Origin of the sequence: Streptomyces roseochromogenus subsp. oscitans DS 12.976, assembly GCF_000497445.1 — a bacterium.
Lineage (GTDB): Bacteria > Actinomycetota > Actinomycetes > Streptomycetales > Streptomycetaceae > Streptomyces > Streptomyces oscitans.
This window is the reverse complement of sequence record NZ_CM002285.1, coordinates 2,722,171-2,748,961: the sequence shown is the minus strand read 5'-3', so window position 1 is coordinate 2,748,961 and position 26,791 is coordinate 2,722,171. Positions and strand designations below refer to the sequence as shown.

At 70.3% G+C, this 26,791-nt stretch carries 23 protein-coding genes and 2 pseudogenes; 12 read left to right on the top strand and 13 right to left on the bottom strand.

Annotated elements, in window-relative coordinates; genetic code table 11:
- Nucleotides 1-29 precede the first annotated feature (29 nt).
- The 7 genes from ureA (at nt 30) to M878_RS61685 (ending at nt 7,898) form a co-directional block, all read left to right on the top strand.
- Nucleotides 30-725, top strand: a complete 696-nt coding sequence (gene ureA, locus M878_RS61715; protein ID WP_023546546.1) for an urease subunit gamma — start codon at nt 30-32, stop codon at nt 723-725.
- Entirely contained in the window at nt 725-2,449 is a 1,725-nt protein-coding gene (locus tag M878_RS61710) for an urease subunit alpha (protein ID WP_023546545.1), read from the top strand. The genes ureA and M878_RS61710 overlap by 1 nt, the downstream gene beginning before the upstream one ends.
- Before the next feature lie 11 nt (nt 2,450-2,460).
- On the top strand, nt 2,461-3,501 hold the full coding sequence (locus M878_RS61705) for an agmatine deiminase family protein (protein WP_023546544.1): 1,041 nt from the start codon (nt 2,461-2,463) through the stop codon (nt 3,499-3,501).
- 17 nt (nt 3,502-3,518) lie between these two features.
- Nucleotides 3,519-4,124 carry a TetR/AcrR family transcriptional regulator gene (locus M878_RS61700; RefSeq protein ID WP_023546543.1) on the top strand — a complete coding sequence of 202 codons (606 nt, stop codon included), beginning with the start codon at nt 3,519-3,521 and terminating at the stop codon, nt 4,122-4,124.
- 114 nt (nt 4,125-4,238) lie between these two features.
- Nucleotides 4,239-5,561 (top strand): MFS transporter, encoded by a 1,323-nt coding sequence (locus M878_RS61695; RefSeq protein WP_023546542.1) that lies wholly within the window; start codon nt 4,239-4,241, stop codon nt 5,559-5,561.
- A 287-nt stretch (nt 5,562-5,848) separates the two neighbouring features.
- A complete protein-coding gene (gene cimA / locus M878_RS61690; RefSeq protein WP_023546541.1) occupies nt 5,849-7,459 on the top strand; it encodes a citramalate synthase in 1,611 nt (536 codons plus the stop codon).
- 13 nt (nt 7,460-7,472) lie between these two features.
- Nucleotides 7,473-7,898 (top strand): VOC family protein, encoded by a 426-nt coding sequence (locus M878_RS61685; RefSeq protein WP_023546540.1) that lies wholly within the window; start codon nt 7,473-7,475, stop codon nt 7,896-7,898.
- A 3-nt stretch (nt 7,899-7,901) separates the two neighbouring features.
- On the opposite strand, the gene M878_RS61680 is transcribed toward M878_RS61685, so the two are convergent.
- Together M878_RS61680 and M878_RS61675 are read right to left on the bottom strand one after the other, a co-directional pair.
- Nucleotides 7,902-8,501 carry a GOLPH3/VPS74 family protein gene (locus M878_RS61680; protein WP_023546539.1) on the bottom strand — a complete coding sequence of 200 codons (600 nt, stop codon included), beginning with the start codon at nt 8,499-8,501 and terminating at the stop codon, nt 7,902-7,904.
- 55 nt (nt 8,502-8,556) lie between these two features.
- A complete protein-coding gene (locus tag M878_RS61675; protein ID WP_023546538.1) occupies nt 8,557-10,425 on the bottom strand; it encodes a ricin-type beta-trefoil lectin domain protein in 1,869 nt (622 codons plus the stop codon).
- Nucleotides 10,426-10,534: 109 nt separating this feature from the next.
- Here M878_RS61675 and M878_RS61670 point away from each other — a divergent pair, with 109 nt between their 5' ends.
- Complete coding sequence (locus M878_RS61670) at nt 10,535-13,558, top strand: glycoside hydrolase family 3 N-terminal domain-containing protein (protein ID WP_023546537.1); 3,024 nt, start codon at nt 10,535-10,537, stop codon at nt 13,556-13,558.
- A 64-nt stretch (nt 13,559-13,622) separates the two neighbouring features.
- A complete protein-coding gene (locus M878_RS61665; RefSeq protein WP_023546536.1) occupies nt 13,623-14,978 on the top strand; it encodes a hypothetical protein in 1,356 nt (451 codons plus the stop codon).
- 16 nt (nt 14,979-14,994) lie between these two features.
- Here M878_RS61665 and M878_RS99780 read toward each other — a convergent pair whose 3' ends face one another.
- Entirely contained in the window at nt 14,995-15,153 is a 159-nt protein-coding gene (locus tag M878_RS99780; RefSeq protein ID WP_245238461.1) for a hypothetical protein, read from the bottom strand.
- 71 nt (nt 15,154-15,224) lie between these two features.
- Nucleotides 15,225-15,287 (bottom strand): annotated as a pseudogene (locus M878_RS99775) (hypothetical protein); the annotation flags it as partial.
- Between the two features lie 78 nt (nt 15,288-15,365).
- Between M878_RS99775 and M878_RS94115 the strand changes: the two are divergent.
- Nucleotides 15,366-15,683 (top strand): FUSC family protein, encoded by a 318-nt coding sequence (locus M878_RS94115; RefSeq protein ID WP_106962704.1) that lies wholly within the window; start codon nt 15,366-15,368, stop codon nt 15,681-15,683.
- Nucleotides 15,684-15,695: 12 nt separating this feature from the next.
- On the opposite strand, the gene M878_RS61655 is transcribed toward M878_RS94115, so the two are convergent.
- Nucleotides 15,696-16,298 carry a YceI family protein gene (locus tag M878_RS61655; protein ID WP_023546533.1) on the bottom strand — a complete coding sequence of 201 codons (603 nt, stop codon included), beginning with the start codon at nt 16,296-16,298 and terminating at the stop codon, nt 15,696-15,698.
- A gap of 594 nt (nt 16,299-16,892) precedes the next feature.
- On the opposite strand from M878_RS61655, the gene M878_RS61645 reads away from it, so the two are divergent.
- The gene (locus M878_RS61645; protein ID WP_031224758.1) at nt 16,893-18,488 is read left to right on the top strand and encodes an acyl-CoA carboxylase subunit beta; all 1,596 of its coding nucleotides are present in this window, start codon (nt 16,893-16,895) and stop codon (nt 18,486-18,488) included.
- 57 nt (nt 18,489-18,545) lie between these two features.
- Nucleotides 18,546-18,743: an acyl-CoA carboxylase subunit epsilon gene (locus M878_RS61640; protein ID WP_023546530.1), complete on the top strand. Its 198-nt coding sequence runs from the start codon at nt 18,546-18,548 to the stop codon at nt 18,741-18,743.
- Nucleotides 18,744-18,918: 175 nt separating this feature from the next.
- Here the strand turns inward: M878_RS61640 and M878_RS61635 are convergent, their stop codons facing one another.
- The 8 genes and pseudogenes from M878_RS61635 to M878_RS61605 all read right to left on the bottom strand — a co-directional run.
- The gene (locus M878_RS61635; RefSeq protein ID WP_031224757.1) at nt 18,919-19,500 is read right to left on the bottom strand and encodes a GTP-binding protein; all 582 of its coding nucleotides are present in this window, start codon (nt 19,498-19,500) and stop codon (nt 18,919-18,921) included.
- Nucleotides 19,481-20,050, bottom strand: a complete 570-nt coding sequence (locus M878_RS47670; RefSeq protein WP_031224755.1) for a DUF742 domain-containing protein — start codon at nt 20,048-20,050, stop codon at nt 19,481-19,483. The genes M878_RS61635 and M878_RS47670 overlap by 20 nt, the downstream gene beginning before the upstream one ends.
- Before the next feature lie 94 nt (nt 20,051-20,144).
- The gene (locus M878_RS61630) at nt 20,145-20,558 is read right to left on the bottom strand and encodes a roadblock/LC7 domain-containing protein (protein ID WP_004983065.1); all 414 of its coding nucleotides are present in this window, start codon (nt 20,556-20,558) and stop codon (nt 20,145-20,147) included.
- Between the two features lie 10 nt (nt 20,559-20,568).
- Nucleotides 20,569-23,790, bottom strand: coding sequence for a sensor histidine kinase (locus M878_RS61625; protein WP_209445515.1), 3,222 nt, complete (start codon nt 23,788-23,790; stop codon nt 20,569-20,571).
- Between the two features lie 389 nt (nt 23,791-24,179).
- Nucleotides 24,180-24,755 (bottom strand): GTP-binding protein, encoded by a 576-nt coding sequence (locus M878_RS61620; protein WP_023546527.1) that lies wholly within the window; start codon nt 24,753-24,755, stop codon nt 24,180-24,182.
- On the bottom strand, nt 24,736-25,134 hold the full coding sequence (locus M878_RS61615; protein WP_023546526.1) for a DUF742 domain-containing protein: 399 nt from the start codon (nt 25,132-25,134) through the stop codon (nt 24,736-24,738). The genes M878_RS61620 and M878_RS61615 overlap by 20 nt, the downstream gene beginning before the upstream one ends.
- A 112-nt stretch (nt 25,135-25,246) precedes the next feature.
- Nucleotides 25,247-25,660: a roadblock/LC7 domain-containing protein gene (locus M878_RS61610; RefSeq protein WP_023546525.1), complete on the bottom strand. Its 414-nt coding sequence runs from the start codon at nt 25,658-25,660 to the stop codon at nt 25,247-25,249.
- Between the two features lie 9 nt (nt 25,661-25,669).
- Nucleotides 25,670-26,791, bottom strand: a pseudogene (locus tag M878_RS61605) (nitrate- and nitrite sensing domain-containing protein); the annotation flags it as partial.

The following is a 26,791-nucleotide window of genomic DNA, read 5'->3' as shown; positions in this document are numbered from 1 at the left end:
ATCTAGGGATGGCAAGGAGGTGCCGCGACGTGAGACTGACCCCCACGGAACGTGACCGGCTGCTGCTCTTCGGAGCCGCCGAGCTGGCCCGGGCCCGCCGGGCGCGCGGCCTCAGGCTGAACGTGCCGGAGGCGACCGCGCTGATCGCGGACACCGTGTGCGAGGCCGCTCGGGACGGCAGGCGGCTCGCCGAGGCCATCGAGGCGGCGCGGTCCGTGCTCGGCCCCGAGGACGTGCTGCCGGGCGTCGCCGACGTCGTCACCGAGGTGATGGTCGAGGCCGTCTTCGACGACGGCTCCCGGCTCGCGGTGGTCTCCGACCCCATCGGCGGCGGCCTCGGCGAGCGGGCGCCGGGTGCGCTGCTGCCCGGACCCGAGCACGCCGACCCCGCGCCGGCCGTCCGGCTCACGGTCACCAACACCGCGACCGTGCCGGTCTCCGTCACCTCCCACTTCCACTTCTTCGAGGCCAACCCGCGCCTCGACTTCGACCGCGCCCGGGCCTACGGCATGCGGCTCGCCGTACCCGCCGGATCCTCGGTCCGTTTCGGGCCCGGCGAGAGCGAGGAGGTCGGCCTGGTGCCGATCGGCGGCGAGCGGATCGCGATCGGCTTCGCCGGACTGGTCGACGGGCCGCTGGACGCGCCCGGAGCGAAGCAAGAGGCCCTGCGCAGGGCCGCCGCATGCGGATACCTGGGAACGACACCGGAAGGAGGCGAGGAGTGATGAGCCGCTCGAAGGGACGCGAGGTGAGCCGGGCGATCCATGTCGACCCGCACGCCTACGCCGCCACCCACGGCCCCCGCGCCGGCGACCGCATCCGCCTCGGCGACTCCGGGCTCACCGTCCGCGTGGAGTCCGACTCCCAGCGCTACGGCGACGAGTTCCTGGCCGGTTTCGGCAAGACCGCCCGGGACGGACTGCACCTGAAGGCAGCCGCCGTCCGCGAGACCTGTGACGTGGTCATCAGCAACGTGGTCGTGATCGACGCCGTGCAGGGCATCCGCAAGGTCTCCATCGGCATCCGGGAAGGCCGGATCTGCTCGATCGGGCGGGCCGGCAACCCGGACACCCTCGACGGCGTCGACGTCGTCGTCGGCACGGGCACCTCGATCGTCTCCGGCGAGGGCCTGATCGCCACCGCCGGGGCCGTCGACACCCATGTCCATCTGCTGTCGCCGCGCATCATGGAGGCTTCCCTCGCCTCCGGCGTGACCACGATCATCGGGCAGGAATTCGGCCCGGTGTGGGGCGTCGGCGTGAACTCGCCCTGGGCCCTCAGGCACGCCTTCAACGCCTTCGATGCCTGGCCGGTCAACATCGGCTTCCTGGGCCGGGGTTCGTCCTCGTCCGACGCGCCGCTCATCGAGGCGCTGGCCGAGGGCGGGGCGTCCGGCTTCAAGGTGCACGAGGACATGGGCGCCCATACGCGGGCCCTGGACACGGCACTGCGCGTCGCCGAGGAGCACGACGTCCAGGTCGCCCTGCACAGCGACGGCCTGAACGAGTGCCTGTCGGTCGAGGACACCCTTCGCGTCCTCGAAGGCCGTACGATCCACGCCTTCCACATCGAGGGCTGCGGCGGCGGACACGTGCCCAACGTGCTGAAGATGGCCGGCGTCCCGAACGTCATCGGCTCCTCCACCAACCCCACCCTGCCCTTCGGCAGGGATGCGGTCGCCGAGCACTACGGCATGATCGTCTCCGTCCACGACCTCAAGCCCGACCTGCCCGGCGACGCCGCCATGGCCCGCGACCGCATCCGCGCCGGCACCATGGGCGCCGAGGACGTGCTGCACGACCTGGGCGCGATCGGCATCACCTCCTCCGACGCCCAGGGCATGGGCCGCGCCGGTGAGACCGTCCGCCGTACGTTCGCCATGGCCGGCAAGATGAAGGCCGAGCTGGGGCCGCTGCAGGGCGACGGCGAGGGCGACGACAACGCCCGCGTCCTGCGCTACATGGCCAAGCTGACCATCAACCCGGCCATCGCGCACGGCCTCGCCCACGAGGTCGGCTCGATCGAGGTCGGCAAGCTCGCCGACCTCGTGCTGTGGCGCCCGGAGTACTTCGGCGCCAAGCCGCAGCTCGTCCTCAAGTCCGGCTTCCCGGCGTACGGCGTGGTCGGCGACCCCAATGCGGCCACCGACACCTGCGAACCCCTCGTCCTGGGACCGCAGTTCGGGTCGTACGGCGCCACGGCCGCCGACATCTCCGTCGCGTTCGTCGCCCAGGCCGCCGTCGACCAGGGCAGCGACCAGATGCCCACCCGGCGCAGGAGGGTCGCCGTGCGCGGCACCCGGGGCATCGGCCCCGCCGACCTGCGGCTGAACGCCCGGGTCGGAGCGGTCGACGTCGACCAGCGCACCGGCCTGGTCACCCTCGACGGCGACCCGCTCAGCTCGCAGCCGGCCGATTCCGTCTCCCTCAACCGCCTCTACTTCCTGTGAAGGACCCTCGTATGACCACCCCCGCCGCCGACGGCTTCCGTATGCCCGCCGAGTGGACCCCGCACAAGCGCACCTGGATGGCGTGGCCGGGCCCCAACCCCACCTTCGACGACCCCGAGGACCTCGCCGCCTCCCGGGTCGCCTGGGCGTCCGTGGCCCGCGCCATCCGCCGCTTCGAGCCGGTGACCGTGGTGTGCGGCCCCGGCCGGTCCGCCGAAGCGCAGACGCTGCTCGGTCCCGGCATCGACACCGTCGAGCGGGAGCTGGACGACGCCTGGATGCGGGACATCGGCCCCACCTTCCTCACCAACGGCAAGGGTGAACTGGCCGCCGTGGACTGGACGTTCAACGGCTGGGGCGCCCAGGACTGGGCGCGCTGGGAGCACGACTCGAAGATCGCCGCGTATGTCTCCGACCTCGCGGGTGCGAAGACGTACGCCTCGAAACTGGTCAACGAGGGCGGTGCGATCCACGTCGACGGCGAGGGCACGGTGCTGCTGACGGAGACGGTCCAGCTGGGCCCCGAGCGCAACCCGCACTGGTCGCGCGCGGAGGTGGAAGCCGAGATCCACGCCCACCTCGGCACGGAGAAGGCGATCTGGCTGCCGCGCGGCCTCACCGGCGACTACCCGCCCTACGGGTTCGGCACCCTGGGCCACGTCGACATCGTCGCCGCGTTCGCCCGCCCCGGCGTGGTCGTCGCCCACCACCAGCCCGACCCCGCGCACCCCGACTTCGAGGTCACCAAGGAGGTCATCGGACTGCTGAAGTCGGCGACCGACGCGCGCGGCCGCAAGCTGGAGGTCGTCGAGGTGCCCGCGCCGACCGTTCTGGAGGCCGACGGCCACTGGGCCGACTACTCCTACATCAACCACTACATCTGCAACGGCGGCGTCGTGCTGTGCGGCTTCGACGACCCGCGCGACGAGATCGCCGCCGGGATCTTCCGACGGCTGTTCCCCGAGCGGACAGTGACCCTGGTGGACGCGCGTACGATCTTTGCGGGTGGGGGCGGCATCCACTGCATCACCCAGCAGCAGCCGAAGGCATGAACATGTAGGAGACAGGGATGGCCGGTGCGGCACGGGCGCGGAGGAACGCGCCGCCGCGCGAGGAGGTACTCGCCGCCGCCATGGACATGATTGCCGAGCGTGGTCTGGAGAAGCTCACCATGGCGGCGCTCGGCCGTGAGGTCGGCATGAGCAGCGGCCATCTTCTCTACTACTTCCGCTCCAAGGACGAACTGCTGTTGCAGACCCTGGAGTGGAGCGAGGGCCGGCTGGGCGCGGAGCGCGGCCGCCTGCTCGCCCACGGCGGACCGGCCCGCGAACGCCTGGACGCCTACGTGGACCTGTATGTCCCGGACGGCCACCGCGATCCGCACTGGACGCTGTGGCTGGAGGTCTGGAACCGGTCGCAGAACGCCGATGAGGCCGCACGCGAGCGGCAGGCCGCGATCGAGGGAGCCTGGCATCGCGACCTGGTCGCGCTGATCGCCGAGGGGGTTTCGCGGGGGGAGTTCCGCCGGGTCGACGCCGACCGCTTCGCGACGAGGGTGCGTGCGCTGCTCGACGGGTTCTCCATTCATGTGGCCATCGGGTTGCGCGGTACTGATCGTGAGCAAGTGCTCGCGCATGTACGGGAGTTCATTGCGGATGCACTTCTGGCGTCGTAGCCGCGGCACCGTCGTGGTTGCTCGCGCAGTTCCCCGCGCCCCTTGGGGAACTGCCCTGTCCCGGCTGCGTAGGCAAAGGAATCCTTTCCTCCAGCGCCGGGCAGGTAACCGCGCATGGGACGACAACACTGGAAGAAGATCTGGGTCGGTTCGGCGGGGAACATGGTCGAGTGGTTCGACTGGTTCGTGTACGCGAGCTTCGCCACGTATTTCGCCGGCGCGTTCTTCCCGAGCGGCAATCCCACCGCCCAGCTGATGAACACCGCCGGCATCTTCGCCGTCGGCTTCTTCATGCGCCCGGTGGGCGGCTGGCTGCTGGGCCGGGTCGGCGACCGCAAGGGCCGCAAGGCGGCGCTGACGCTGACCGTCACGCTGATGTCGGCCTCGGCGATCCTGATCGCCGCCGCCCCGACCTACGCGGTCGCCGGCTACGGCGGCGCGCTCGTGCTGCTCGTCGCCCGCCTGCTGCAGGGCCTTTCGGTGGGCGGCGAGTACGCGGCCAGCGCCACCTATCTCACGGAGGCCTCGGACCCGAAGCGGCGCGGATTCGCCTCCAGCTTCCAGTACGTCTCCATGACCGCCGGCCAGATCGTCGGCCTCGGGCTGCAGATCATCCTGCAGCGGACCATGTCCGACAGCGCGCTGCACAGTTACGGCTGGCGCATCCCGTTCATCGTGGGTGCGCTCGGCGCGGCGATCATCTTCTATCTGCGCCGCAGCATGCTGGAGACCGAGGTGTACGAGGAGGAGACCTCCCACGCCGAGGAGCGCGGCACCCTGCGCGCGCTGTGGCAGCACAAGCGGGAGGCGTTCCTGGTCATCGCCCTCACCATGGGCGGCACGGTCGCGTACTACACGTACACCACCTACCTGACGAAGTACCTGTCCAATTCGGCCGGTCTGTCCAAACAGACGGCGACGCTCGTCTCCTTCACCGCGCTGATCGTCTTCGCCTGTCTGCAGCCGCTCGCCGGCGCGCTGTCGGACCGGATCGGCCGCCGTCCGCTGCTGATCACCTTCGCGGTCGGCTCCACCTTCCTCACCGTGCCGATCATGACTCTGCTCAGGCACGCGGGCAGCTTCTGGCCGGCGTTCGGGCTCGCCCTGCTCGCGCTGGTCGTCATCACCGGCTACACCTCGATCAACGCCTGTGTGAAGGCCGAGCTGTTCCCGACCGGCGTCCGCGCGCTCGGCGTGGCCCTGCCGTACGCCATCGGCAACGCCCTCTTCGGCGGCACCGCGGAGTACATCGCCCTGTGGTTCAAGAAGGCCGGGATCGAGTCGGGTTTCTACTGGTACGTGGCGGGCTGTGCCGCCGTATCCCTTGTGGTGTACGTCACCATGCGCGAGACGAAGGATCTGGATCTGACCCGGGTGAAGGCCGGTCAGGAAGCCGGGGCGGGCTCCGGGGAGTCCAGCCTGACGACCGCATCCTGAGACAGTCGGTGAGCCGGGGGCGGGGCTGTGCCAGACTTCCCCCGTGCTCTCGTTCGCCATGATTATGGGCAACAGGCGCGCCGGTCCGCAGTGACCACCTCGTACGACCAGGTGCGGGTGGCCACCGTCGTCCTCGACCCGCGCGCAGACCTCTCGCACCCGCGAGGGGTTTTTTCGTTTTCCGGCCCACCTTCAGCCGGGTGAAACGGAGCGCGAGGGACCATTGGGGATGGTGGAGCCGGTTATTCCGGTAAGACCGAAGATCCACATTCAGGAGCCTTGAGACCATGACCGAGACGGCAACCAGCGAGCTCGACGACTCGTTCCACGTCTTCGACACCACGTTGCGCGACGGCGCGCAGCGCGAGGGCATCAACCTCACCGTCGCGGACAAGCTCGCCATCGCCCGGCACCTGGACGACTTCGGCGTCGGCTTCATCGAGGGCGGCTGGCCCGGCGCGAACCCCCGGGACACCGAGTTCTTCGCCCGCGCGCAGGCCGAGATCGACTTCCGGCACGCCCAGCTGGTCGCCTTCGGCGCCACCCGGCGCGCCGGCGCCAAGGCCGCCGAGGACCCCCAGGTCAAGGCCCTGCTGGAGTCCGGCGCCCCGGTGATCACGCTGGTCGCCAAGTCACACGACCGGCATGTGGAGCTGGCGCTGCGCACCACGCTGGACGAGAACCTGGAGATGGTCCGCGACACGGTGTCGTACCTGAAGGACCAGGGCCGCCGGGTCTTCGTGGACTGCGAGCACTTCTTCGACGGCTACCGCGCCAACCCCGAGTACGCGAAGGCGGTCGTACGGGCGGCTTCGGAGGCCGGCGCGGACGTGGTGGTGCTGTGCGACACCAACGGCGGCATGCTCCCCGCGCAGATCCACGCGGTCGTCGCCACGGTCCTCGCCGACACCGGCGCCCGGCTCGGCATCCACGCCCAGGACGACACGGGCTGCGCGGTGGCGAACACGCTGGCGGCCGTGGACGCCGGCGCGACCCATGTGCAGTGCACGGCCAACGGCTACGGCGAGCGCGTCGGCAACGCCAATCTCTTCCCGGTCGTCGCGGCCCTGGAGCTGAAGTACGGCAAGAAGGTGCTGCCCGACGGCAAGCTCCGCGAGACGACCCGGATCTCGCACGCCATCGCCGAGGTCGTCAACCTCACGCCGTCCACGCACCAGCCCTACGTCGGCGTCTCCGCCTTCGCGCACAAGGCCGGTCTGCACGCCTCCGCGATCAAGGTCGACCCGGACCTGTACCAGCACATCGACCCCGAGCTGGTCGGCAACACCATGCGCATGCTGGTCTCCGACATGGCGGGCCGCGCGTCGGTGGAGCTGAAGGGCAAGGAACTGGGCGTCGACCTGGGCGGCGACCGAGAGCTGGTCGGCCGGGTGGTCGAGCGGGTGAAGGAACGCGAGCTCAAGGGCTACACGTACGAGGCGGCGGACGCGAGCTTCGAGCTGCTGCTGCGGGCCGAGGCGGAGGGGCGGCCCCTGAAGTACTTCGACGTGGAGTCCTGGCGGGCCATCGTCGAGGACCGCCCCGACGGCACCCACGCCAACGAGGCCACGGTCAAGCTGTGGGCCAAGAGCGAGCGGATCGTCGCCACGGCGGAGGGCAACGGCCCGGTGAACGCCCTCGACCGCGCCCTGCGCGTGGCGCTCGAAAAGATCTACCCGCAGCTCGCCAAGCTGGACCTGGTCGACTACAAGGTCCGCATCCTGGAGGGCAAGCACGGCACCCAGTCCACGACCCGGGTGCTCATCTCCACCTCGGACGGCTCCGGCGAGTGGTCCACGGTCGGCGTCGCCGAGAACGTCATCGCCGCCTCCTGGCAGGCGCTGGAGGACGCGTACACGTACGGTCTGCTGCGGGCGGGCGTGGAGCCGGCCGAGTAGCCACAGTGGAGGTATGACCACAGAGCACACCGATCCGCTGTCCCGGGCCCGTGCCGCGACCCGACTGCCCGCCGGGGACCTGGACCGGGCCCGGCGCTTCTATGCCGACAAGCTCGGCCTGGAGCCGGTGGACGAACGGCCCGGCGGGCTGCTGTACCGCTGCGGCGGCGTCGACTTCGCCGTCTTCCGCTCCACCGGGCTCTCGCCCGGCACCTTCACCCAGATGGCGTTCGAGGTGGACGACCTGGAGGCGGTGGTGACGGAGCTACGGCGCCGGGGCGTGGTCTTCGAGGACGTGGACGCACCCGGCTTCCGCACCCGGGACGGTATCGCCGAGATCGAGGGCAACTACCCGAGCAAGGGCGCGCGGGGGGAGCGGGCCGCCTGGTTCCGGGACAGCGAGGGCAATCTGATGGGGATCGGCCAGCCGGTCCGCTGAGACTCAGGGCGCCCGCCAGATGTTGTCGAAAGCCACGTTCTCGATGCGCCGCCGCTCGCGTACGGCCCCCAGCTCGGTGACGGCGTCGCCGACCGCCACCAGGACGGTGACGACCGCCTCGTCGCCGGGCTCCTCCTCGGGCGGGCGTTCGCCCTGGATGCCGAGAGTGGCGGCGAGAGAGGCGAGGACCGGCTCGCGGGACCACCAGCGGTCGGCGGCGTGCCGGCGGGCCGGGGTGTCGGCGGCCGCTGCCTTGTCGGCACGGTGGGGCCAGCGAGGCCGCTTCCCGGAGAGCTGCCCCGCCGTGTCCAGGACATCGCGGTAGGCCGTGGCCAGCCCCTCACCCCGGCGCCACAGCCAGTCCTCGACCGACTCGTACGGCTCCTGCCGCCGGAGCGCCGCCCCGGCCGCGTCCAGCATCCGGTCACCCGTGGTCAGCTCGGCACCGGGCACGATGCGCTCACCGTCCAGGGTGAGCGCCCGTGTCCCGAGAAGGTCGATCAGCTCGGCCCCGGCGAGCGCCAGCGACAGATCACCCTGCTCGACGGGATGATCGCCGGGCACGTCGAGAGTGACGAGGAACAGATCCTGCGATGTGGTCATACCCATACCATGTGCCGCCCACGACCGAACCGCAGCGCAGCGACACTCATGCGGGCTACCCCAGGTGCCACTTCTGGTTGGCGGCTCCCGTGCAGGACCAGATCTGCGCCCGCGCCCCGTTCGCCGACGAGTTGTCCGTCACGTCCAGACACTTGTTCGCGGCGAGGTTCACGACATCCCCGGTGGACGCGTTGTACGACCACTGCTGCGCACCCGTGCCGTTGCAGTCGTACAGCTGCACCTTCGCCCCGTCCGTGGTCGAACCCGACGTCACGTCCAGGCACTTGCCGAGCGCCCGCACGGACCCGTCGGCCTGTACGGTCCACTGCTGGGCGCCGCTGCCGTTGCAGTCGTAGAGCTGCACCGCCGTACCGTCGGCGCTGGAACCGCCCGCCACATCCAGGCACTTGCCGGCCAGCCCGACGAAGGAGCCGGTCTGCGTGCCGTTGCCGGACTGGGTTCCGGACCAGGTGAAGGTCGCCGAGGTCTTCCCGGGCAGTGAGTAAGTTGCGTGCTGCGACCCCCAGTTGATCGTCACCGTCTGGGCGGAGGAGGAGTCGTTGTATGCGATCAGCGCCTTGCTGCCGTCCGGGTTGCGCCACGCCACGTTGGGCACGGTCGTGGATGCCGTCGACGCGATCCGCTGGGCACCCGGCCGGACGAACTTGGTCAGATGGCCCATGTCGTAGTACTCGACGGTGTAGTCCACGGTGCCGCTCGCGCCGTCCCCGTTGTGTACCGTGATCAGCCCGGTGCAGGTGCCGCACCCCCCGTTGTGCGGGCCCATGTTCTGGTCCACGGCCAGCGACCACTTGGTCACCGACTTCGCCCAGTTGCGGGTGTAGTCGATGATGTTGGACATGTCCTCGCGCTGCTGGTCGGCGATCCAGGTGCCGCCGGAGTGCTCGGTGCCGAACGCGTCCAGTGAGGGGTACTGGTCGTGCACGGTGGACTGCTTGGTGACGTCACCGCCGTACCCGTGCCAGGCGATACCGCCGAAGTTGGGGTGGTTGCGGATCGCCGCATCGTCCACGGCCTGGGCCGCGTAGGAGTCGTAGGTGTCCCAGTTCCAGTCGTGCGCGAGGACCTTGGCCGACAGGCCCGCCGACTGCAGCTGCGGCAGCAGGTCGTTCTTGAGGAAGTAGTCGATCCCGCTCGCGTTCCAGCTCATCGACGGATAGCCGGAGCAGCAGGTCGGCTCGTTCTGCGGGGTCACGTACGAGACGTCGACCCCCTGGTCCTTGTAGGCCTGGAGGTACTTCACGAAGTAGCCGGCGTACGCCGCGTAGTCCTCGGCCTTCAGCCAGCCGCCGTTGAGCGAGCCGCTGTCCTTCATCCAGGCGGGGGCCGTCCACGGCGAGGCCATCACCGTCAGCGAGGGATTCAGCTGCAGCGCCTGCCGGGTGAGCGGGACCACGTCCGCCAGGTCGTGCGCGATCGAGAACTTGGCCAGATTCGCATCCGTCTGGCTGGACGGCACGTCGTCGTACGTGTAGCCGTACCGCGCGAGGTCCGAGGCACCCATCGGGTTGCGCAGGAACGACAGCCCGATGCCGTCCGTCGGCGAGAACAGCTTGCGCATGGTCGCGTCCCGCGTGGCCTGGGACAGCGCGCCGCTGCTGTTCATCAGCCAGGCCGCGGTGTCCGTGAAGGACGCGCCGCCGCCGGTGAAGGTCTGGTAGCGGGTGTTCTCGTCGACGGTGATGTTCGTGCCGCCGCCACCCGTGCCGGACTGGAAGGCGAACGGGGCCTGTGCCTGCAGACCCCGTACGACATGCCGGCCGCCGGAGTCGTCGGTGGTGGTGAGCCAGGGAGTGACCTGCTCGCCGGCCGCGTGCGCGGCGGGGGGTACGGCGGCGGTGAAGCCGGCGGCGGAGAGCAGCCCGGCCAGCAGCAGCCGAACCGTGCGGGGGATTCTCCTCATGGTGCGTCGCCCTTCAACTGACGTGCACTCTTGACGGGTTGGGGTGCCGTTAGTTAACTCACGGCATGATCTAAGCCATGAGTGAACCACGAGAGCCGAGGGAAGGTCTATGCCGAGAACCGCCCTGCTCGTCGCCGGCGCCTTGCTCGCCGCACTGCTGCCCCTGTCCGCCGTCACCGGCACCGCCCACGCCGCCGACGACCCCGCACCTGTACCCGTCGACCGCTTCGAGGGCGAGGTCCCCTTCGCCGCTCAGCCCGCCGACGGCATCTTCACCTGGGGAAGCGACGCCGACGACCCGCCCAGCCTCCACCTCACCGGACGTGCCGACGCACCCGAGGGCGCCAAGGTCCTCACCGGCAGCTACGACATCAGCGGCTACGGCGGCTTCACCCACGACTTCGCCGCCGGTCAGCCCGCCCATGACTGGTCCGCCCACCAGGGCATCCGCTTCTGGTGGGAAGGCCGGGACAACGGCCGGAAGATCGCCTTCGAGATCAAGGACGGCGGCGCGAACGGCGAGGCCTCAGAGCTCTGGACGACCTCCTTCACCGACGACTTCACCGGCTGGAAGCGGATCGAGATCCCCTTCACCGACTTCCGGTACCGCACCGACTACCAGCCCGTCGGCGGTATCGACCACGTCCTGGGGCTCACGCGGATGTGGGGCTACGCCGTCACGCTCCCGGCCGGCACCAAGGGCGACTTCGCCATGGACGGCGTCGAGTTGTACGGCAGGGCCGACCAGTCGCTGCGCGCCTCCGTCACCACCGACGCGCCCGTCTACCCCGTCAAGGAGGGCGGCACCGCCGAGGTGAAGGTCACCCTGGCCACGACCGGCGACCGGCCCGTCGACGAGCCGGTGACGGTCACGTACACGACGGACGGCGGCACCGCCACCACCGGCCGGGACTACACCCCGGCCGAAGGCACCCTCACCTTCCCGGCCGGTACCGCGTCCGGAACCTCGCGGACGATCGAGGTGCCCACCTGGAAGGGCCGGTCCGCAGCACCCGCCAGGACCATCCCGCTCAAGCTCACGGTCACCGGCGCCAAGGCCCCCGCCGAGACCCCGCAGATCGTCATCGACGCGCACGGACTGCCGTATCTGAACGCCGGGTTGCCCGTGCAGAAGCGCGTCGCGGACCTGCTGTCCCGGATGTCGCTGCAGGAGAAGGCCGGGCAGATGACCCAGGCCGAGCGGGGCGCCGTCGGAGGCGGCGGCGACATCGCGACGTACGCCCTCGGCTCGCTCCTGTCCGGCGGCGGCTCCACGCCCACGCCCAACACCCCTGAGGCCTGGGCGAAGATGATCGACGGCTTCCAGCTCCGCACTCGGGCGACCCGCCTCCAGATCCCGCTGATCTACGGCGTCGACGCGGTGCACGGCCACAACAACCTGGCCGGCGCCACGATCATGCCGCACAACGTCGGCATCGGCGCCACCCGCGACCCCCAACTCGCCCAGAGGACAGGCTCGGTGACGGCCTCCGAAGTCCGCGCCACCGGCATCCCCTGGGACTTCGCACCCTGTCTGTGCGTGAGCCGCGACGAACGCTGGGGCCGCTCCTACGAGTCCTTCGGCGAGGACCCCGCCCTTGTGCAGTCCATGGAGACCATCATCCAGGGCCTCCAGGGGCGGGCCGACGGACGGGACCTGAGCCGCAACGACAAGGTGCTGGCCACCGCCAAGCACTTCGTCGGCGACGGCGGCACCGCGTACGGCTCCTCCACCACCGGCACCTACACCATCGACCAGGGCGTCACCACGGTCACCCGGCAGCAGCTGGAGGACATCCACCTGGCGCCGTACCGGACGGCCGTCCAGCGGGGCATCGGCGCGGTCATGCCGTCGTACTCCTCCCTCGACATCGTCGGGGACGGCCAGGGCGCGGTGAAGATGCACGCGCGCGGCGACATGATCAACGGCGTGCTCAAGCGCCGGATGGGCTTCGGCGGCTTCGTCATCAGCGACTGGAACGCCATCGACCAGCTCCCCGGCGACTACGCCACCCACGTCCGCACGGCGGTGAACGCGGGCGTCGACATGATGATGGTGCCGTACGGCTACAAGGACTTCGGCTCCACCCTCGTCGACGAGGTGAAGGCCGGCCGGATCAGCGAGGCGCGGATCGACGACGCGGTCTCCCGCATCCTCACCCAGAAGTTCAGGCTGGGGCTCTTCGAGCACCCCTACGCCGACACCAGCGGCGCCGCCGCCATCGGCTCCCCGGCGCACCGGGCGGTCGCCCGCCGGGCCGCCGCCGAGTCGCAGGTGCTGCTGAAGAACAGCGGCGGGCTGCTGCCGCTGAAGAAGAGCGAGAAGGTGTACGTCGCCGGGTCCAACGCCGACGACCTCGGCAACCAGACCGGCGGCTGGACCCTCACCTGGCAGGGCGCGTCCGGCACCCACACCCAGGGCACGACCATCCTGCGGGGCATGCGCGAGGCGGGCGGGGACATCACCTACTCCAAGGACGCCTCCGCGCCGACCGACGGCTACGACGCCGGGGTGGTCGTCGTCGGCGAGACCCCGTACGCCGAGGGCGTCGGCGATGTCGGCAACGGCCACAGCCTGCAGTTGTCCGCCGCCGACCAGGCGGCCGTGGACAAGGTGTGCGCGGCCATGAAGTGCGCGGTGCTGATCGTCTCCGGCCGCCCGCAGCTCGTCGGCGACCGGCTCGGCACGATCGACGCGCTGGTGGCGTCCTGGCTGCCCGGCACCGAGGGCGAGGGCGTCGCCGACGTCCTCTACGGCAAGCGCCCCTTCACCGGACAGCTCCCCGTCACCTGGCCGAAGTCCGAGTCCCAGCTCCCGATCAACGTGGGCGACCCGTCGTACGACCCGCAGTTCCCCTACGGCTGGGGCCTGTCCACGCTCACCGGCGTGTCGCGCGGCGGTACGGCGACCCTGAAGGCGCTGGGCGCGGCGGCGACGGCGGCCGAGCGGAAGGGCGACGACCGGGCAGGCCGTGAGCTGGTGACCGAGGCGCGGCTGATCGTCCAGCAGAAGGCGGGCGAGCGGATGGCGCAGGCGGTGGCGAAGCCCTTCGCCGACGCCGGTCATCTGCTGCTGACGGGCCGGTACGGGAAGGCGGTGGAGATGCTGACGGAGGCGTACCGGGCGGCATAGCCCCGCCCGTATACCGAATTATGGGAGGCTGCGGATTATGGGGGGCTTCGGGTAGTTTCAGGGCATGAAGGCCCTGCGGAACCGAAGCCTCCCAGCACTGCTGCTGGCCGCCCTCGCCCTGGTCCTGGCGACCGCGTTCGCGCCCGGGGCGAGCGCGGACACCAGCGTCTCCTCCGTCGCCCAGGCCCTCCGCAAGAGCCCGGTCTACGTCGACCCGGCCGCCTCGGCCCAGCTGCCGAAGGCGGACGCCGACGCGCTCGCCAAACGCATCAAGGACGCGAACAAACCCCTGTTCATCGCGGTCCTCCCGGCCGGCTACCCGACCGCGAACCTGTTCGCCGACCTGCGCGCGGCGACCGGCATCACCGGCCTGTACGGCATCCGCCTCGGCGACCGCTTCGACGCCCGTGCCGACTCCTCCGTCATGTCGGCGACGGCCCGGCAGAACCTGGTCACGAGCGTCCAGGGCGAACCTGCCAAGACCCAGCTCACCGACTTCACCGACCGCGCGCTGGCGCACATGGGCGGCCACGCCCCGAAGAGCTGGGGCGGCGCCGGCGGTTCCGGCGGCGGGACACCCACCGCGGCTCTGATCGCGGCCGGCGCGGTGGTGGTCGTCGGCGGTGCGGGCGCGTACGCGCTGGTCAGGCGCAACCGCCGGCGCCACGAGGAGGAGCAGCGCGCCGCCCTGGACCGGCTGCGGGTGGTCGTGGACGAGGACATCACCGCCTTCGGCGAGGAACTGGACCGCCTCGACTTCCAGCCGGGGGAGCCCGGCGCCGACGACGCGATGCGGGCTGACTACGCGCACGCCCTGGACGCCTACGAGACCGCCAAGCAGCGCATGGCCGCCGCGGGCCGGCCGGAGGACGTCCGCACCGTCACCGAGGCGCTGGAGGACGGCCGCTTCTCGCTGGCCCTGCTGGCCGCCCGCCGCGAGGGCCGCCCCCTGCCCGAACGCCGCCCGCCCTGCTTCTTCGACCCGCGCCACGGCCCCTCGGTGAGCGACGCCACCTGGACCCCGCCCGGCGGCGCCGCGCGCCAGGTGCCCGTCTGCGCGGCCGACGCCACCCGGCTCGCCGACGGCCGCGATCCGGTGATCCGCGAGGTCGACACGGACCAGGGCCGCCGCCCCTACTGGGACGCGGGCCCCGCCTACGGCCCCTGGGCGGGCGGCTACTTCGGCGGCGGCATCCTGCCCGGCCTGCTCGTCGGCACCCTCCTCGGCAGCATGATGGCGACCCCGTCGTACGCGGCCGACTACGGCGCCGGCTACGGCGACTTCGGGGCTGACTACCAGGGCGGTGACGTGTCCGGCACGGACTTCGACCCCGGCGACTTCGGGGGCGGGTTCGGGGACGGCGGAGGGTTCGACGGGGGAGGGGACGGCGGGGGCGGCGACTTCGGCGGGGGCTTCTGACCGCCGGACCAACCGATCAGCCGAACAGCTCGCCGAGCAGCTCGGGGCCGATGGTGATGGGGGTGGGGTGGTAGGCGGGTGGCTGGGTGCCCGTCAGCTCGCGCACCAGGAAGTCCCAGCAGCGCTTGCAGACATAGGCCAGGCAGTCGATGAACATGTGCTCGACCCCCGGCACGATGAGCAGCTCGAATCCTTGTCGGCGGCGATGAGCCGGTCGGCCAGCCGCAGCGTGTGGTCCGGGTGGACCTGGTCGTCCAGTTCGCCGTGGATGAGCAGCAGTTTGCCCGCCAACCGGTCCGCGATGTCCACGTCGGAGGTACGCGCCAAATATCGTTGCGACTGATCAGAGTTAGTGCAGGTGGAGACCAGAAAATCGTTGCAACGGTTTTGAATCTGACGCAAACCGGCGCCGCGTCGGTGGCGGTGATGTTCGTGATCCTCACCGTCGCCCTGTGGCTGCGCCCGCTCAACTACGCCTACTGGGCGGCCGGCGTGACCACGGCCCCGTCCCTGCTCCTCGGCTACTTCGGCCAGAACGCGGCCGACGTGCTCCCGACCCGCCTGGCCGCGATAGCCCTGGGCGCGACCCCGTCCATCGCGGGGGCGTGGTTCCTCCTGCCCGTCAGCACGCCTGCGCCCGCCCTCCCTTTCCGGGGGAGTGGAGGGCGGGCGTGCGCAGGGGGCCGAAGGTCCGGAGCCGGCTGAACTCCCAAGGGATCAGGCGTTCTTGATCGCCGAGATGTCGAAGTTCAGCTTGATCTTGTCGGAGACCAGGACGCCGCCGGTCTCCAGCGCCGCGTTCCAGGTCAGCCCCCACTCGGAGCGCAGGATCTCGGTCCTGCCCTCGAAGCCGACGCGCTCGTTGCCGAACGGGTCCTTCGCAGCGCCGTTGAACTCCAGGTCGATGCTGATCGGCTTGGTCACGCCGAGCAGCGAGAGGTCGCCGGTGATGCGGTACTCGTCGCCACCCAGGGCCTCCGCCTTGGTGGAGCGGAAGGTCATGGTCGGAAACTCGTCGGTCTTGAAGAAGTCGGACGACTTCAGATGACCGTCCCGGTCGGCGTTGCCCGTGTCGATGCTTTCCATCTTGACGTCGAGCGTGGCAGTCGACTTGCCGGGGTCCGTCCCGTCCAGGTGCAGCGTGCCCGTGAAGTCGTCGAAGCTGCCCTTGACGTTGGTGACCATGGCGTGCCGGGCGGTGAAACCGATCGTGGTGTGCGCCGGGTCGATCGTGTAGTCACCGGTCAGCGCGGTCAGGTCGGCGCCGGCCGGCGCGGCGGTGGTCTCGAGGGTGCTGTCCTTGCGGCCGAAGATGCCCATGGCGTGCTCCTGGAAAGTGTCTGTTGAATGTTAAACGAATCCGTCGAATTCGAAGGTAGACCCATTCGGTTCGGTTTTCAACATCCTCCGCAGCGTGATTTCGTCGTCGCATGGAGTGACAGCTTGTGCGCTCTGCTGTGCCGGTGATTCTCCGGCGACGCCGTGGTCTGCCTCGGCGCCGGGATGACGTGGTCTGGCGGGCAGGTACGGTGGGGGATCTGGCCGTCTCGGCGGGTGCGAGTGTGCTCGTCGTGCGCCGGGGCCGCCCAGCCGGCCTCCGGGTGAGCGAGTCGCTGGAGATCGTCCGGGGCCGTCCGGTGCGGGCGGTGGCCCGGACCGGCGACGGTGTGGAGGTCCTGTCCGCGGGCCGGTGTCTGGGGCTCCGTGTCACTCTGGGGATGGCATGCGCCAGCCACGAATGTGAAGTGGCTCTCAGGTGACGCCTTTGTGGCCCCTCTACAACACCAGCGCCCTGTAAGCAGTCGGAAAGGCTGCATACGGCCATGGTTCTGTTCACTGGTACCAGGAAAACGGGCCGGAGACTGTACGGAGTCGACGGCTCGCTTTCCTTGGTGTCCTTCGTAAGGTCGCTACATGACCGTTTTGGAAGAGACGACGGGTGAGCCGACCGGCGAGCCGACGGACGCGCGCGGACGGGTCGCCGAGCTGCAGGACATTCGTGCCCGAGCCGTGGCGGGCCCCAGCGAGAAGGCGACCGAGGCCCAGCACGCCAAGGGCAAGCTGACCGCGCGGGAGCGGATCGAGCTGCTCCTGGACCCGGGGTCCTTCCAGGAGGTCGAGCAGCTGCGCCGGCACCGGGCGACCGGTTTCGGCCTGGAGGCGAAGAAGCCGTACACCGACGGTGTCATCACCGGCTGGGGCACGGTCGAGGGCCGCACGGTCTTCGTGTACGCGCATGACTTCCGGATCTTCGGCGGGGCGCTGGGCGAGGCTCACGCCACCAAGATCCACAAGATCATGGACATGGCCATCGCGGCCGGCGCGCCTCTGGTCTCCCTGAACGACGGCGCGGGCGCCCGAATCCAGGAGGGCGTCTCGGCGCTCGCCGGGTACGGCGGCATCTTCCAGCGCAACACCAAGGCGTCCGGTGTCATCCCGCAGATCTCGGTGATGCTCGGCCCGTGCGCCGGCGGCGCCGCGTACTCGCCCGCCCTGACGGACTTCGTCTTCATGGTCCGCGAGACCTCGCAGATGTTCATCACCGGCCCGGACGTGGTCAAGGCGGTGACCGGCGAGGAGATCTCCCAGAACGGCCTGGGCGGCGCGGACGTCCACGCGGAGACCTCCGGCGTCTGCCACTTCGCGTACGACGACGAGGAGACCTGCATCGCCGAGGTGCGCTACCTCCTCTCGCTGCTCCCGCAGAACAACCGCGAGAACCCGCCCCGGGTGGAGTCCGGCGACCCGGTGGACCGCCGCGGCGACGTCCTGCTCGACCTGGTCCCGGCGGACGGCAACCGGCCGTACGACATGGCCAAGGTCATCGAGGAGATCGTCGACGACGGCGAGTACCTGGAGGTCCACGAGCGCTGGGCGCGGAACATCATCTGCGCGCTGGCCCGCCTCGACGGCCAGGTGGTCGGCATCATCGCCAACCAGCCGCAGGTACTGGCGGGCGTCCTGGACATCGAGGCATCGGAAAAAGCTGCGCGCTTTGTTCAGATGTGTGACGCTTTCAATGTCCCGATCGTCACCTTCCTGGACGTGCCGGGGTTCCTCCCCGGCGTCGACCAGGAGCACGGCGGAATCATCCGCCACGGCGCGAAGCTGCTGTACGCCTACTGCAACGCGACCGTGCCGAGGATTTCGCTCATCCTGCGCAAGGCGTACGGAGGTGCCTACATCGTCATGGACTCCCAGTCGATCGGCGCCGACCTCACCTACGCCTGGCCGACCAACGAGATCGCCGTGATGGGCGCGGAAGGTGCCGCGAACGTCATCTTCCGCCGCCAGATCGCCGGCGCCGAGGATCCCGAGGCCATGCGGGCGCGGATGGTCAAGGAGTACAAGTCCGAGCTGATGCACCCGTACTACGCGGCGGAGCGCGGCCTGGTGGACGACGTCATCGACCCGGCCGAGACCCGCGAGGTCCTGGTGAAGTCCCTGGCGATGCTCCAGTCCAAGCACGCCGACCTGCCCTCCCGCAAGCACGGCAACCCGCCGCAGTAACCGAGCGGACCATCCGCGGCAACCCCGCGGACCTCTCTCTCACGGAGACTGACACCCATGAGCACTCCTGACATCCGCGTCGAGAAGGGCCACGCCGAGCCCGAGGAAGTCGCCGCCATCACGGCCGTCCTCCTGGCCCGCGCGGCCGCCCGCACCGAGCCGTCGACCCGGACCCACCGGGGCCGCGCCAAAGCCGGCTGGCGCCGGCTGGAACGCGAAGGCGGCTTCCGGGCGCCGCACAGCTGGCACGGCTAGGCTGCGCCGCTCAGCAGGACATAGAAGAAGGGCCCCTCTTCAGAGGGGCCCTTCTTCGTGCGCCCCGAAGGGGCGCGGGGCTGCGTCCGGTATGCGGCTCCGCCGCGTGGGCGCGACAAGCCGAAGGCTGCCCGCAGACGGCGTACATCCGTAAGGGGCAGCCCAGTAGCCGAATTCAGCGAAGCCGAGCCATCAGGGCGTGCTCGACCAGCGTGATCAGCGTCGACTTGGCGTCCGCGCGGTGGCGGGCGTCGGTCGTGATGATCGGGGTGTCCGGTCCGATCTGCAGTGCTTCCCGCACCTCGTCGGGGTTGTACGGCTGGTTGCCGTCGAAGCCGTTCAGCGCGATGACGAAGGGGAGGCCGCTGTTCTCGAAGTAGTCGACGGCCGGGAAGCAGTCGGCGAGGCGCCGGGTGTCCACGAGCACCACCGCGCCGATCGCGCCGCGTACCAGGTCGTCCCACATGAACCAGAAGCGGTCCTGGCCGGGGGTGCCGAACAGGTACAGGATGAGGTCCTGGTCCAGGGTGATGCGGCCGAAGTCCATGGCCACCGTGGTGGTGGTCTTGTCTCCGGTGTGGGTGAGGTCGTCGATGCCCGCGCTGGCGGACGTCATGACGGCCTCGGTGCGCAGCGGGTTGATCTCCGAGACGGCGCCGACGAACGTGGTCTTGCCCACGCCGAAGCCGCCCGCCACCACGATCTTCGCGGAGGTGGTGGAGCGGGAAGGACCGCCGCTAGAGCTTGCGAAGTCCACTGAGCACCCTTTCGAGCAGTGTCACGTCTGGCTGGCCACCGGCGTTCTCGTCGCCGCCGGGCTGATGGATGGCGACCAGGCCCGCCTCCGCCAAGTCGGCGACGAGAATCCTGGCCACGCCGAGGGGGATCGTCAGCAGCGCGGAGATTTCCGCCACCGACTTGATCTCCCGGCACAGGTTGCAGATCCGCTGATGCTCGGGCAGCTGGCCCTGCATCTGGTGCGGAGCGGCGGTGGTGTGCACCAGTGCCTCGATGGCGAGCTGGTAGCGCGGGCGGGTCCGGCCGCCGGTCATGGCGTACGGACGCACCAAGGGGTTGTTCGATGCGCTCGCGGGCGCAGGCTCGGGGCGGCGCTGCGGCTGCACCGGCTGGATCCGCGGGGCCGGGGGCTGCTCGTACGGCGAGGGGCCGGGGCCCTGCGGTGCGTACGGCTGCCGGTGGCTCGGGGCGGAGGGGAAGTTGTACCGGTTCGCCGAACCGTCGCCCTGGCCCTGGGCAGGGCCGTACGACCAGTTGCCTGAATGCGAACCGCCTGGGGGTGTTGCCACTTTCTCCTCCTCCGACTGTGCCGGGCACCCATCGCTGTGGCGCCGCGTCCCGAAACCTTACGGCCCCGGGACACGAAAACGCACCGTCCGATTACTAGTTGAGAAGGCTGCCCTGGAGCTCCGCACGCAGATCCGGGGTCAGGACCGTGCCCGCGCGGTCCACCAGAAGGGCCATCTCGTACCCGATGAGGCCGATGTCCGCTTCCGGGTGGGCCAGGACCGCGAGCGAGGAACCGTCGGAGATGGACATGATGAAGAGGAATCCCCGCTCCATCTCCACAACCGTCTGGTTCACGCTGCCCCCCTCGAAGATCCGGGAGGCGCCTGCCGTCAGAGACGTCAGACCGGAGGCGACGGCCGCGAGCTGGTCGGCGCGGTCGCGGGGGAAGCCTTCGGACATCGCCAGAAGGAGTCCGTCGGCGGAGACCACCACCGTGTGGGACACCCCCGGGGTGTTGTCCACGAAGTTGGTGATCAACCAGTTCAGGTTCTGTGCCGCCTGGCTCATCGGGCTCACACTAACGCTCCTGGTTGTAGGTGCTGTCAGGACCACTGTGATGATTTCTAGTGGCCTGGCCGTTCGTTTCACTGCCTGCGCTGCGTCCGCGCTGGACGCCCCGACGCAGGTTGCTCAGCCTGCCCCGGACGTCCTCCGGGGCGCGGGAGACCTGGGGGCCTCCCTGAGGGGTGCTCTCGGCGGCGCCCTCGACCAGGTTGGCCTTGGGTACCCGCCGCGGCAGACCGGAGGCGGTGACCCCGCCCGCCTTCGGCTTCCGGAGCTGCGCGGCCTGCTGCCACCGCTCGTCGTTCGCCGAGCGCCAGCCGCTGCCGCCGTTCGGCTGCGGAGCGGCCTGTGGCGTTTCCTGCTGTCCGCGTGCCGTGCCGCCCGCGGCGGGCGAGCCGTTGGAACCACTCGCCATGGAACCGCGGCGGGGCAGCCCGGCGTCGGTCAGCTCGTGGGCGGCGGGAGAGGCCGGTCCCGGACGGTCGAAGCCTACGCGGTTCCGCTCACTCGCGTCAGCGGCCTGCGAAGACTCCGTTTCCGGAGCGTACTGGGCCGGATAGCCGTTCTGGTAGGTGTCCTGCTGCGGCCAGTCGTCCTGGTAGGAGTGCGCCTGGGCCGGCTCCGCGTACGCCGGATCGGGGTAGCCGCCGCCCACCGGGGCCGAGAATCCGTCGTTCTGCGGCACGCCGCCGTTCGGCGCGAAGAACTGGTCCTCGTACGGCTTCTCGTACGAAGTCTGCTGCGGCTTCTCGTACGAGGCCTGCTGCTCCTCGTACACCGGCTCCTGGTAGGCCTGCCGCGGCTGCTCCTGGTACGCGGGCTGCCCGTCGAACAGCGGATCGGCGTACGTGGGGCCCTCGGCGGGATCCTGCTGCGGCAGATCGGGCTGCTGGCCGTGCGACTGGGCCTCCAGGGCCGCCCGGCGCTCCTCGCGCATCAGAGAGCGGCCGACGGGGTCCAGCTCGCGGATGTCGTCGGGGACATCCGAGTAGCGGCTGTCGTCGAAGCCCAGCTCGGCGGCGGTGCGCATCGGCTGCATCTGGCTGAAGCTCTCACCCTGGAACTGCTGCTCCGGGATGATCTGCGAGACCGTGAACTCCTCGCGGTCCAGCGGCGCTTCGCCGCCACCGCCGTGCGTGATCGCGTCCGGCAGCATGACCAGCGAGGTCGTACCGGCCTGCTCGCCCGAGGGGCGCAGCTGGACGCGGATGCCGTGCCGGTCGGACAGCCGGCCGACCACGAACAGGCCCATGCGCTGGGAGATCGCGGCGTCCACGGTCGGCGGGTTGGCCAGCTTGTGGTTGATGTCCGCGAAGTCCTCGGCGGTCAGGCCGATGCCCTTGTCGTGGATCTCGATCATCACGCGGCCGTCGGGGAGACGGGTCGCGGTGACGCGGACCTTGGTCTGCGGCGAGGAGAACGTCGTCGCGTTCTCCAGCAGCTCGGCCAGCAGGTGCACGAGGTCGGTGACCGCGCGGCCGTGGATCTCAGCCTCCGGGACGCCGGACAGCTCGATGCGCTCGTACTGCTCCACCTCGGAGGAGGCGGCGCGCAGCACGTCGACCAGCGGGACCGGCTGGTCCCAGCGGCGGCCGGGCTCCTCACCGGCGAGGACCAGCAGGTTCTCGCCGTTGCGGCGCATACGGGTGGCGAGGTGGTCCAGCTTGAAGAGGTTCTCCAGCTGGTCCGGGTCGGCCTCGTTGTTCTCCAGGTCGGTGATCAGGGTCAGCTGGCCCTCGATCAGCGACTGGTTGCGGCGCGACAGGTTGGTGAAGATCGCGTTGATGTTGCCCCGCAGCAGGGCCTGCTCGGAGGCGAGCCGGACCGCCTCGCGGTGGACCTGGTCGAAGGCGCGGGCGACCTCGCCGATCTCGTCCTTGGTGTGGATCGGGATCGGGGCGACCCGGGTGTCGACCCGGCCGGGGTCGGTACGCGAGAGCTGGTCGACCAGCATCGGCAGCCGCTGCTCGGCGATACCGAAGGCCGCGTTGCGCAGCTGGCGCATCGAGCGGCTGATCTGGCGGGCCACGGCACCGGCCAGGATGAAGGCGAGCAGCAGGGCGACCACGACGACGGCACCGGTGGTGATCGCCGACGTCTTGGCGTCGTCGGCGATCGACGAGGCCTCGTTCACGGCCTTGTCGGCCATGTCCGACTCGATCTGGCGGTAGGCCTTGTACTTCAGCGTGTTGACCGCGAACCAGTTGTCGGCGGTGATGCCCTTGGCGGCCAGCTCCTGCCGGGTGAGGAGGCTGGTGTCCTTCATCGTGGCGAGAGCCGCGACCATCTTGGTCGGGTCGGAGGGCGGCGGGACGTAGCTCGGGTCCTTCTGCTTCTGCGCCGCGGCCAGCGCGGCACCCTGCGACTCGATCTGCGTCTGCTCCTCGGCCAGCCGCTTCGCGTCGGCCTCGGTGCCACCGCCCTTGTACTCCTCGACGGCGATGCGCTCCAGATAGGCGTACGAGGACAGGGAGACCCGCTGGGTCGCCAGGTTGCCGGCGTCCGGACCGGGCTTGACCAGCAGATGCGTGCCGATGGACCGCTCCAGCGACAGCGCCGCCTTGGTCAGCGACATGGCGTAGACGGTACGGCCGTAGGAGGTGATGTTGCCGGTGCCCAGACCGAGTTCGTTGGCGAACTCCATCAGGGGGTGGGCGACGTCGACGTACCCCTCTTCGGTCTTCACGCCGGTCATCTTGGAGGTGTACGCGGCCTGGCGCAGCTGCGTGAGTTCGGGCTCGGCCTCACGGAACAGCTTCAGCCGGCGTACCAGGCCCGACTTCTGCGGCATGTTCTTCGCGGCCTGGTCGAAGCCGTCGGCGGCGTCGTCCGTGGCCTTGCGGGCCGCGGCGATGGTCGCCTTGCTCTGGGCGTCGGTCTGGCCCAGCAGCAAGGGCGCGGCGGTGACGTCACGCTCGTTCTCAAGGGCGTCGGCGTAGGTGAGGGCGGCACGCACCAGACGGGCGGTGTTCTCGGCGTCGCGTGCCTGCTGCCAGGTGTCGATCGAGCTCTTCACCTGGAAGCCGCCCATGACGAGGCCGACCGCCACGGGTATCAGCAGGATCGCGTTCAGTCTGGTCGGCACGCGCCAGTTGCGGGGTGAGAAACGGCCGCCGCTCGGCGCGGGAGTGGCCGCCGGCTCCCCGCCGGACACAGGGGTGGGCGCCGCAGCGCGCGGCGGCGGGGTGAAGTTGCCCCGTGCCGACGGCTCGGGACCGTTCTTGCTTCGCCTCACTCGACCAACAACCTCTCGGCGGTCGGCACCTACGTCGTGCCGCAGTCTCTCAGAGCCCGGATCGTCATCGACTACTGAGTACGTCTTTGACTACTGGGCAGTTCAGGCATTCCAGCACGTGGACCAGTGCTCTTCCAAACAGCGGAAACCCCTGAGCAGCCTTCTTGCGGGCGCCAGATAAAACGGTCATAAAGAGCGAGCCCCGTCAAAAGGCGGGGCGTTTGTGAGCACAGCGGCACGGGGCGACCGCATCGCGTGGTGATGCCCGGCGATTCCTCTGCCGAACTGTTATGAACACCGGTGCCGACCGTGTCAAAGGCCACAGTCGGCACCGGAGCGTTTACGGCAACTGCCGTACGGGACGTCGTACTTGATCGCGTAGGTGTGTGCTACTTGAGGCGTGCCATCAGGGCGTGCTCGACCAGCGTGATCAGCGCGCTCTTGGCGTCGGACCGGTGACGGGCGTCGGTCGTGATGATCGGGGTGTCCGGTCCGATCTGCAGCGCTTCCCGCACTTCCTCCGGGGCGTAGGGCTGCTGACCGTCGAAGCCGTTCAGCGCGACGACGAAGGGGAGGCCGCTGTTCTCGAAGTAGTCGACGGCCGGGAAGCAGTCGGCGAGGCGCCGGGTGTCCACGAGCACCACCGCGCCGATCGCGCCGCGTACCAGGTCGTCCCACATGAACCAGAAGCGGTCCTGGCCGGGGGTGCCGAACAGGTACAGGATCAGGTCCTGGTCCAGGGTGATGCGGCCGAAGTCCATGGCCACCGTGGTGGTGGTCTTGTCTCCGGTGTGGGTGAGGTCGTCGATGCCCGCGCTGGCGGACGTCATGACGGCCTCGGTGCGCAGCGGGTTGATCTCCGAGACGGCGCCGACGAACGTGGTCTTGCCCACGCCGAAGCCGCCCGCCACCACGATCTTCGCGGAGGTGGTGGCCCGGCCCGCGTCAGAGCTTGCGAAGTCCACTGAGCACCCTTTCGAGCAGCGTCACGTCAGGAGCGCCGCCGTTGTTCTCGTCGCCACCCGGCTGGTGGACGGCGACCAGGCCGGCCTCGGCGAGGTCGGCGACCAGGATCCGGGCCACTCCGAGCGGCATGGCCAGCAGCGCGGAGACCTCCGCGACCGACTTGACCTCACGGCACAGATGGCAGATGCGCTGGTGCTCCGGGAGCAGTCCCATGACCGCTGCCGGGTCGGCCGTGGTGCTGATCAGCGCCTCGATCGCGAGCTGGTAGCGCGGCCGGGTCCGGCCGCCGGTCATCGCGTACGGACGGACCAGCGGCTGGTCGCCCTCGTCCCCGTACGGGTCCGCGTACGGATCGTGATGGGCGGTGGGCGGGGTCATGAATCCTCCGGGCGGGACAGCAAGTCGGTCGGTCAAGCCGTCTTGTCGGGGGCCGGTGGGGGGATTGTGTCGGCCGGACGGTGGTTTGGTGAGGTGGGTGGTGCCGGGGCGGTCAGTGCAGCAGACTGCCTTGGAGTTCGGCGCGCAGGTCCGGGGTGAGTACCGCCCCCGCGCGGTCGACGAGCAGTGCCATCTCGTAGCCGACGAGACCGATGTCGCACTCGGGGTGGGCCAGGACCGCGAGGGACGACCCGTCCGAGACGGACATCAGGAAGAGGAACCCGCGTTCCATCTCGACGACCGTCTGCGCCACGGTGCCGCCCTCGAAGATCCGGGATGCCCCGGCCGTGAGAGAGGTCAGCCCGGACGCGACGGCCGCCAGCTGGTCGGCGCGGTCCCGCGGGAAGCCTTCGGACATCGCCAGCAGAAGGCCGTCGGCGGAGACCACCACGGTGTGGGACACCCCTGGGGTGTTGTCCACGAAGTTGGTGATCAACCAGTTCAGGTTCTGTGCCGCCTGGCTCATCGGACTCAACTAACGCTCCTGCTGGTGAGTGGGGCTCGGGTAGCTGCCGGTCTGGCCGCTGCCGGCCTGCCGGCCCTGAGCGATGCCCCGACGGAGATTGGTCAGCCGTCCGCGTACGTCATCGGGCGCACGCGAGACCTGCGGACCGGCTTGGTGCTGCTGCTGAGCCGTGCCCGGGACGAGGTTCGCCCGGGGCACCCGGCGCGGCAGGCCGGAGGTGGTGACACCGCCCGCGGCGGGCTGCCGGACGCGCTCGGCCTGCCGGACGAGTTCGTCGTTCGGCGAGGTACGCCAGGAGCCGGTGGCCGAGCCGTTGCCGTTTGCGTTGGGGTTGCCGCCGTTGCCGTTCTGGTTGCCGCCGAAGCCGCGCTGCGGAGCCGGGGCGGGTGCCTGCGGCTGCTGGGGCTGCGCCGGTGCGGGCGCGCTCTCCTGCGGACCGCCGTGGAACCAGTTGGTCTCCAGCGTGTCGTACAGCGGGGTACGGCCGTCCAGCGGGCCGTTGGCCGGCGGCAGGGCCTCCGGCTCACGGTGCGCCGGACGCTGCTGCGGGGCGGGCGGGCGCGGGGCGCCGAAGTCGTCCCGGCCGGCCGGCTGCGGGCGCTCGAACTGGCCGGTGTGGGCCGGGTCCTGACGCCCGGGCAGCGCGTGCTGGCCGGTGGAGCTGCCGTCGTAGCCGCCGTCGAAGCCCTGCGGAGCCGCGAACTGGCCGGTGTTCTGGCCCGAGTTGGGGCCCGTGTTCCGCGGGAGGTCGTCCGGTCGCGGCGCCGGGGTGCTGAAGACGTCGGAGCGGACGAACTGACCGGAGTCCTGCTGCCCGCCGCCGGAGCCGTCGTACCGGCCGGGCAGCTCCGAGGCGTCGGGACGAGCGAACTCGCCGGTCTGCTGCGGGCTGTCCGGGCGCGCGTACTGACCGGTCTGCTGCGGGCTGTCCTGGCGGGCGAACTGGCCCGTCTGCTGCGGGTTCTCCGGGCGCGCGAACTGGCCGGCGGCGGAGGGACCCTGGTCGTCGATCCTCGGTATCTCCGCCGTCGAGCCCGGACCCTGCCGGTCGTCGACGCGCGGCATACGCGAGGTGTGCGCCGGGTCCTGCTCGTCGTGGCCACGCGGGGTGTCCAGCGCGGCACGCGACAG

Excerpts from the sequence above, each read along its gene's own strand:
- M878_RS61705 (WP_023546544.1), top strand. The coding sequence starts at position 2,461 with ATGACCACCCCCGCCGCCGACGGCTTCCGTATGCCCGCCGAGTGGACC.
- M878_RS61665 (WP_023546536.1), top strand. The coding sequence starts at position 13,623 with ATGAAGGCCCTGCGGAACCGAAGCCTCCCAGCACTGCTGCTGGCCGCC.
- M878_RS61700 (WP_023546543.1), top strand. The coding sequence starts at position 3,519 with ATGGCCGGTGCGGCACGGGCGCGGAGGAACGCGCCGCCGCGCGAGGAG.
- M878_RS61675 (WP_023546538.1), bottom strand. The coding sequence starts at position 10,425 with ATGAGGAGAATCCCCCGCACGGTTCGGCTGCTGCTGGCCGGGCTGCTC.
- M878_RS61655 (WP_023546533.1), bottom strand. The coding sequence starts at position 16,298 with ATGGGCATCTTCGGCCGCAAGGACAGCACCCTCGAGACCACCGCCGCG.
- M878_RS61695 (WP_023546542.1), top strand. The coding sequence starts at position 4,239 with ATGGGACGACAACACTGGAAGAAGATCTGGGTCGGTTCGGCGGGGAAC.
- M878_RS61670 (WP_023546537.1), top strand. The coding sequence starts at position 10,535 with ATGCCGAGAACCGCCCTGCTCGTCGCCGGCGCCTTGCTCGCCGCACTG.
- M878_RS61630 (WP_004983065.1), bottom strand. The coding sequence starts at position 20,558 with ATGAGCCAGGCGGCACAGAACCTGAACTGGTTGATCACCAACTTCGTG.
- M878_RS61685 (WP_023546540.1), top strand. The coding sequence starts at position 7,473 with ATGACCACAGAGCACACCGATCCGCTGTCCCGGGCCCGTGCCGCGACC.
- M878_RS61680 (WP_023546539.1), bottom strand. The coding sequence starts at position 8,501 with ATGACCACATCGCAGGATCTGTTCCTCGTCACTCTCGACGTGCCCGGC.
- M878_RS61640 (WP_023546530.1), top strand. The coding sequence starts at position 18,546 with ATGAGCACTCCTGACATCCGCGTCGAGAAGGGCCACGCCGAGCCCGAG.
- M878_RS61710 (WP_023546545.1), top strand. The coding sequence starts at position 725 with ATGAGCCGCTCGAAGGGACGCGAGGTGAGCCGGGCGATCCATGTCGAC.
- cimA (WP_023546541.1), top strand. The coding sequence starts at position 5,849 with ATGACCGAGACGGCAACCAGCGAGCTCGACGACTCGTTCCACGTCTTC.
- M878_RS61645 (WP_031224758.1), top strand. The coding sequence starts at position 16,893 with ATGACCGTTTTGGAAGAGACGACGGGTGAGCCGACCGGCGAGCCGACG.
- M878_RS61610 (WP_023546525.1), bottom strand. The coding sequence starts at position 25,660 with ATGAGCCAGGCGGCACAGAACCTGAACTGGTTGATCACCAACTTCGTG.
- M878_RS61615 (WP_023546526.1), bottom strand. The coding sequence starts at position 25,134 with ATGACCCCGCCCACCGCCCATCACGATCCGTACGCGGACCCGTACGGG.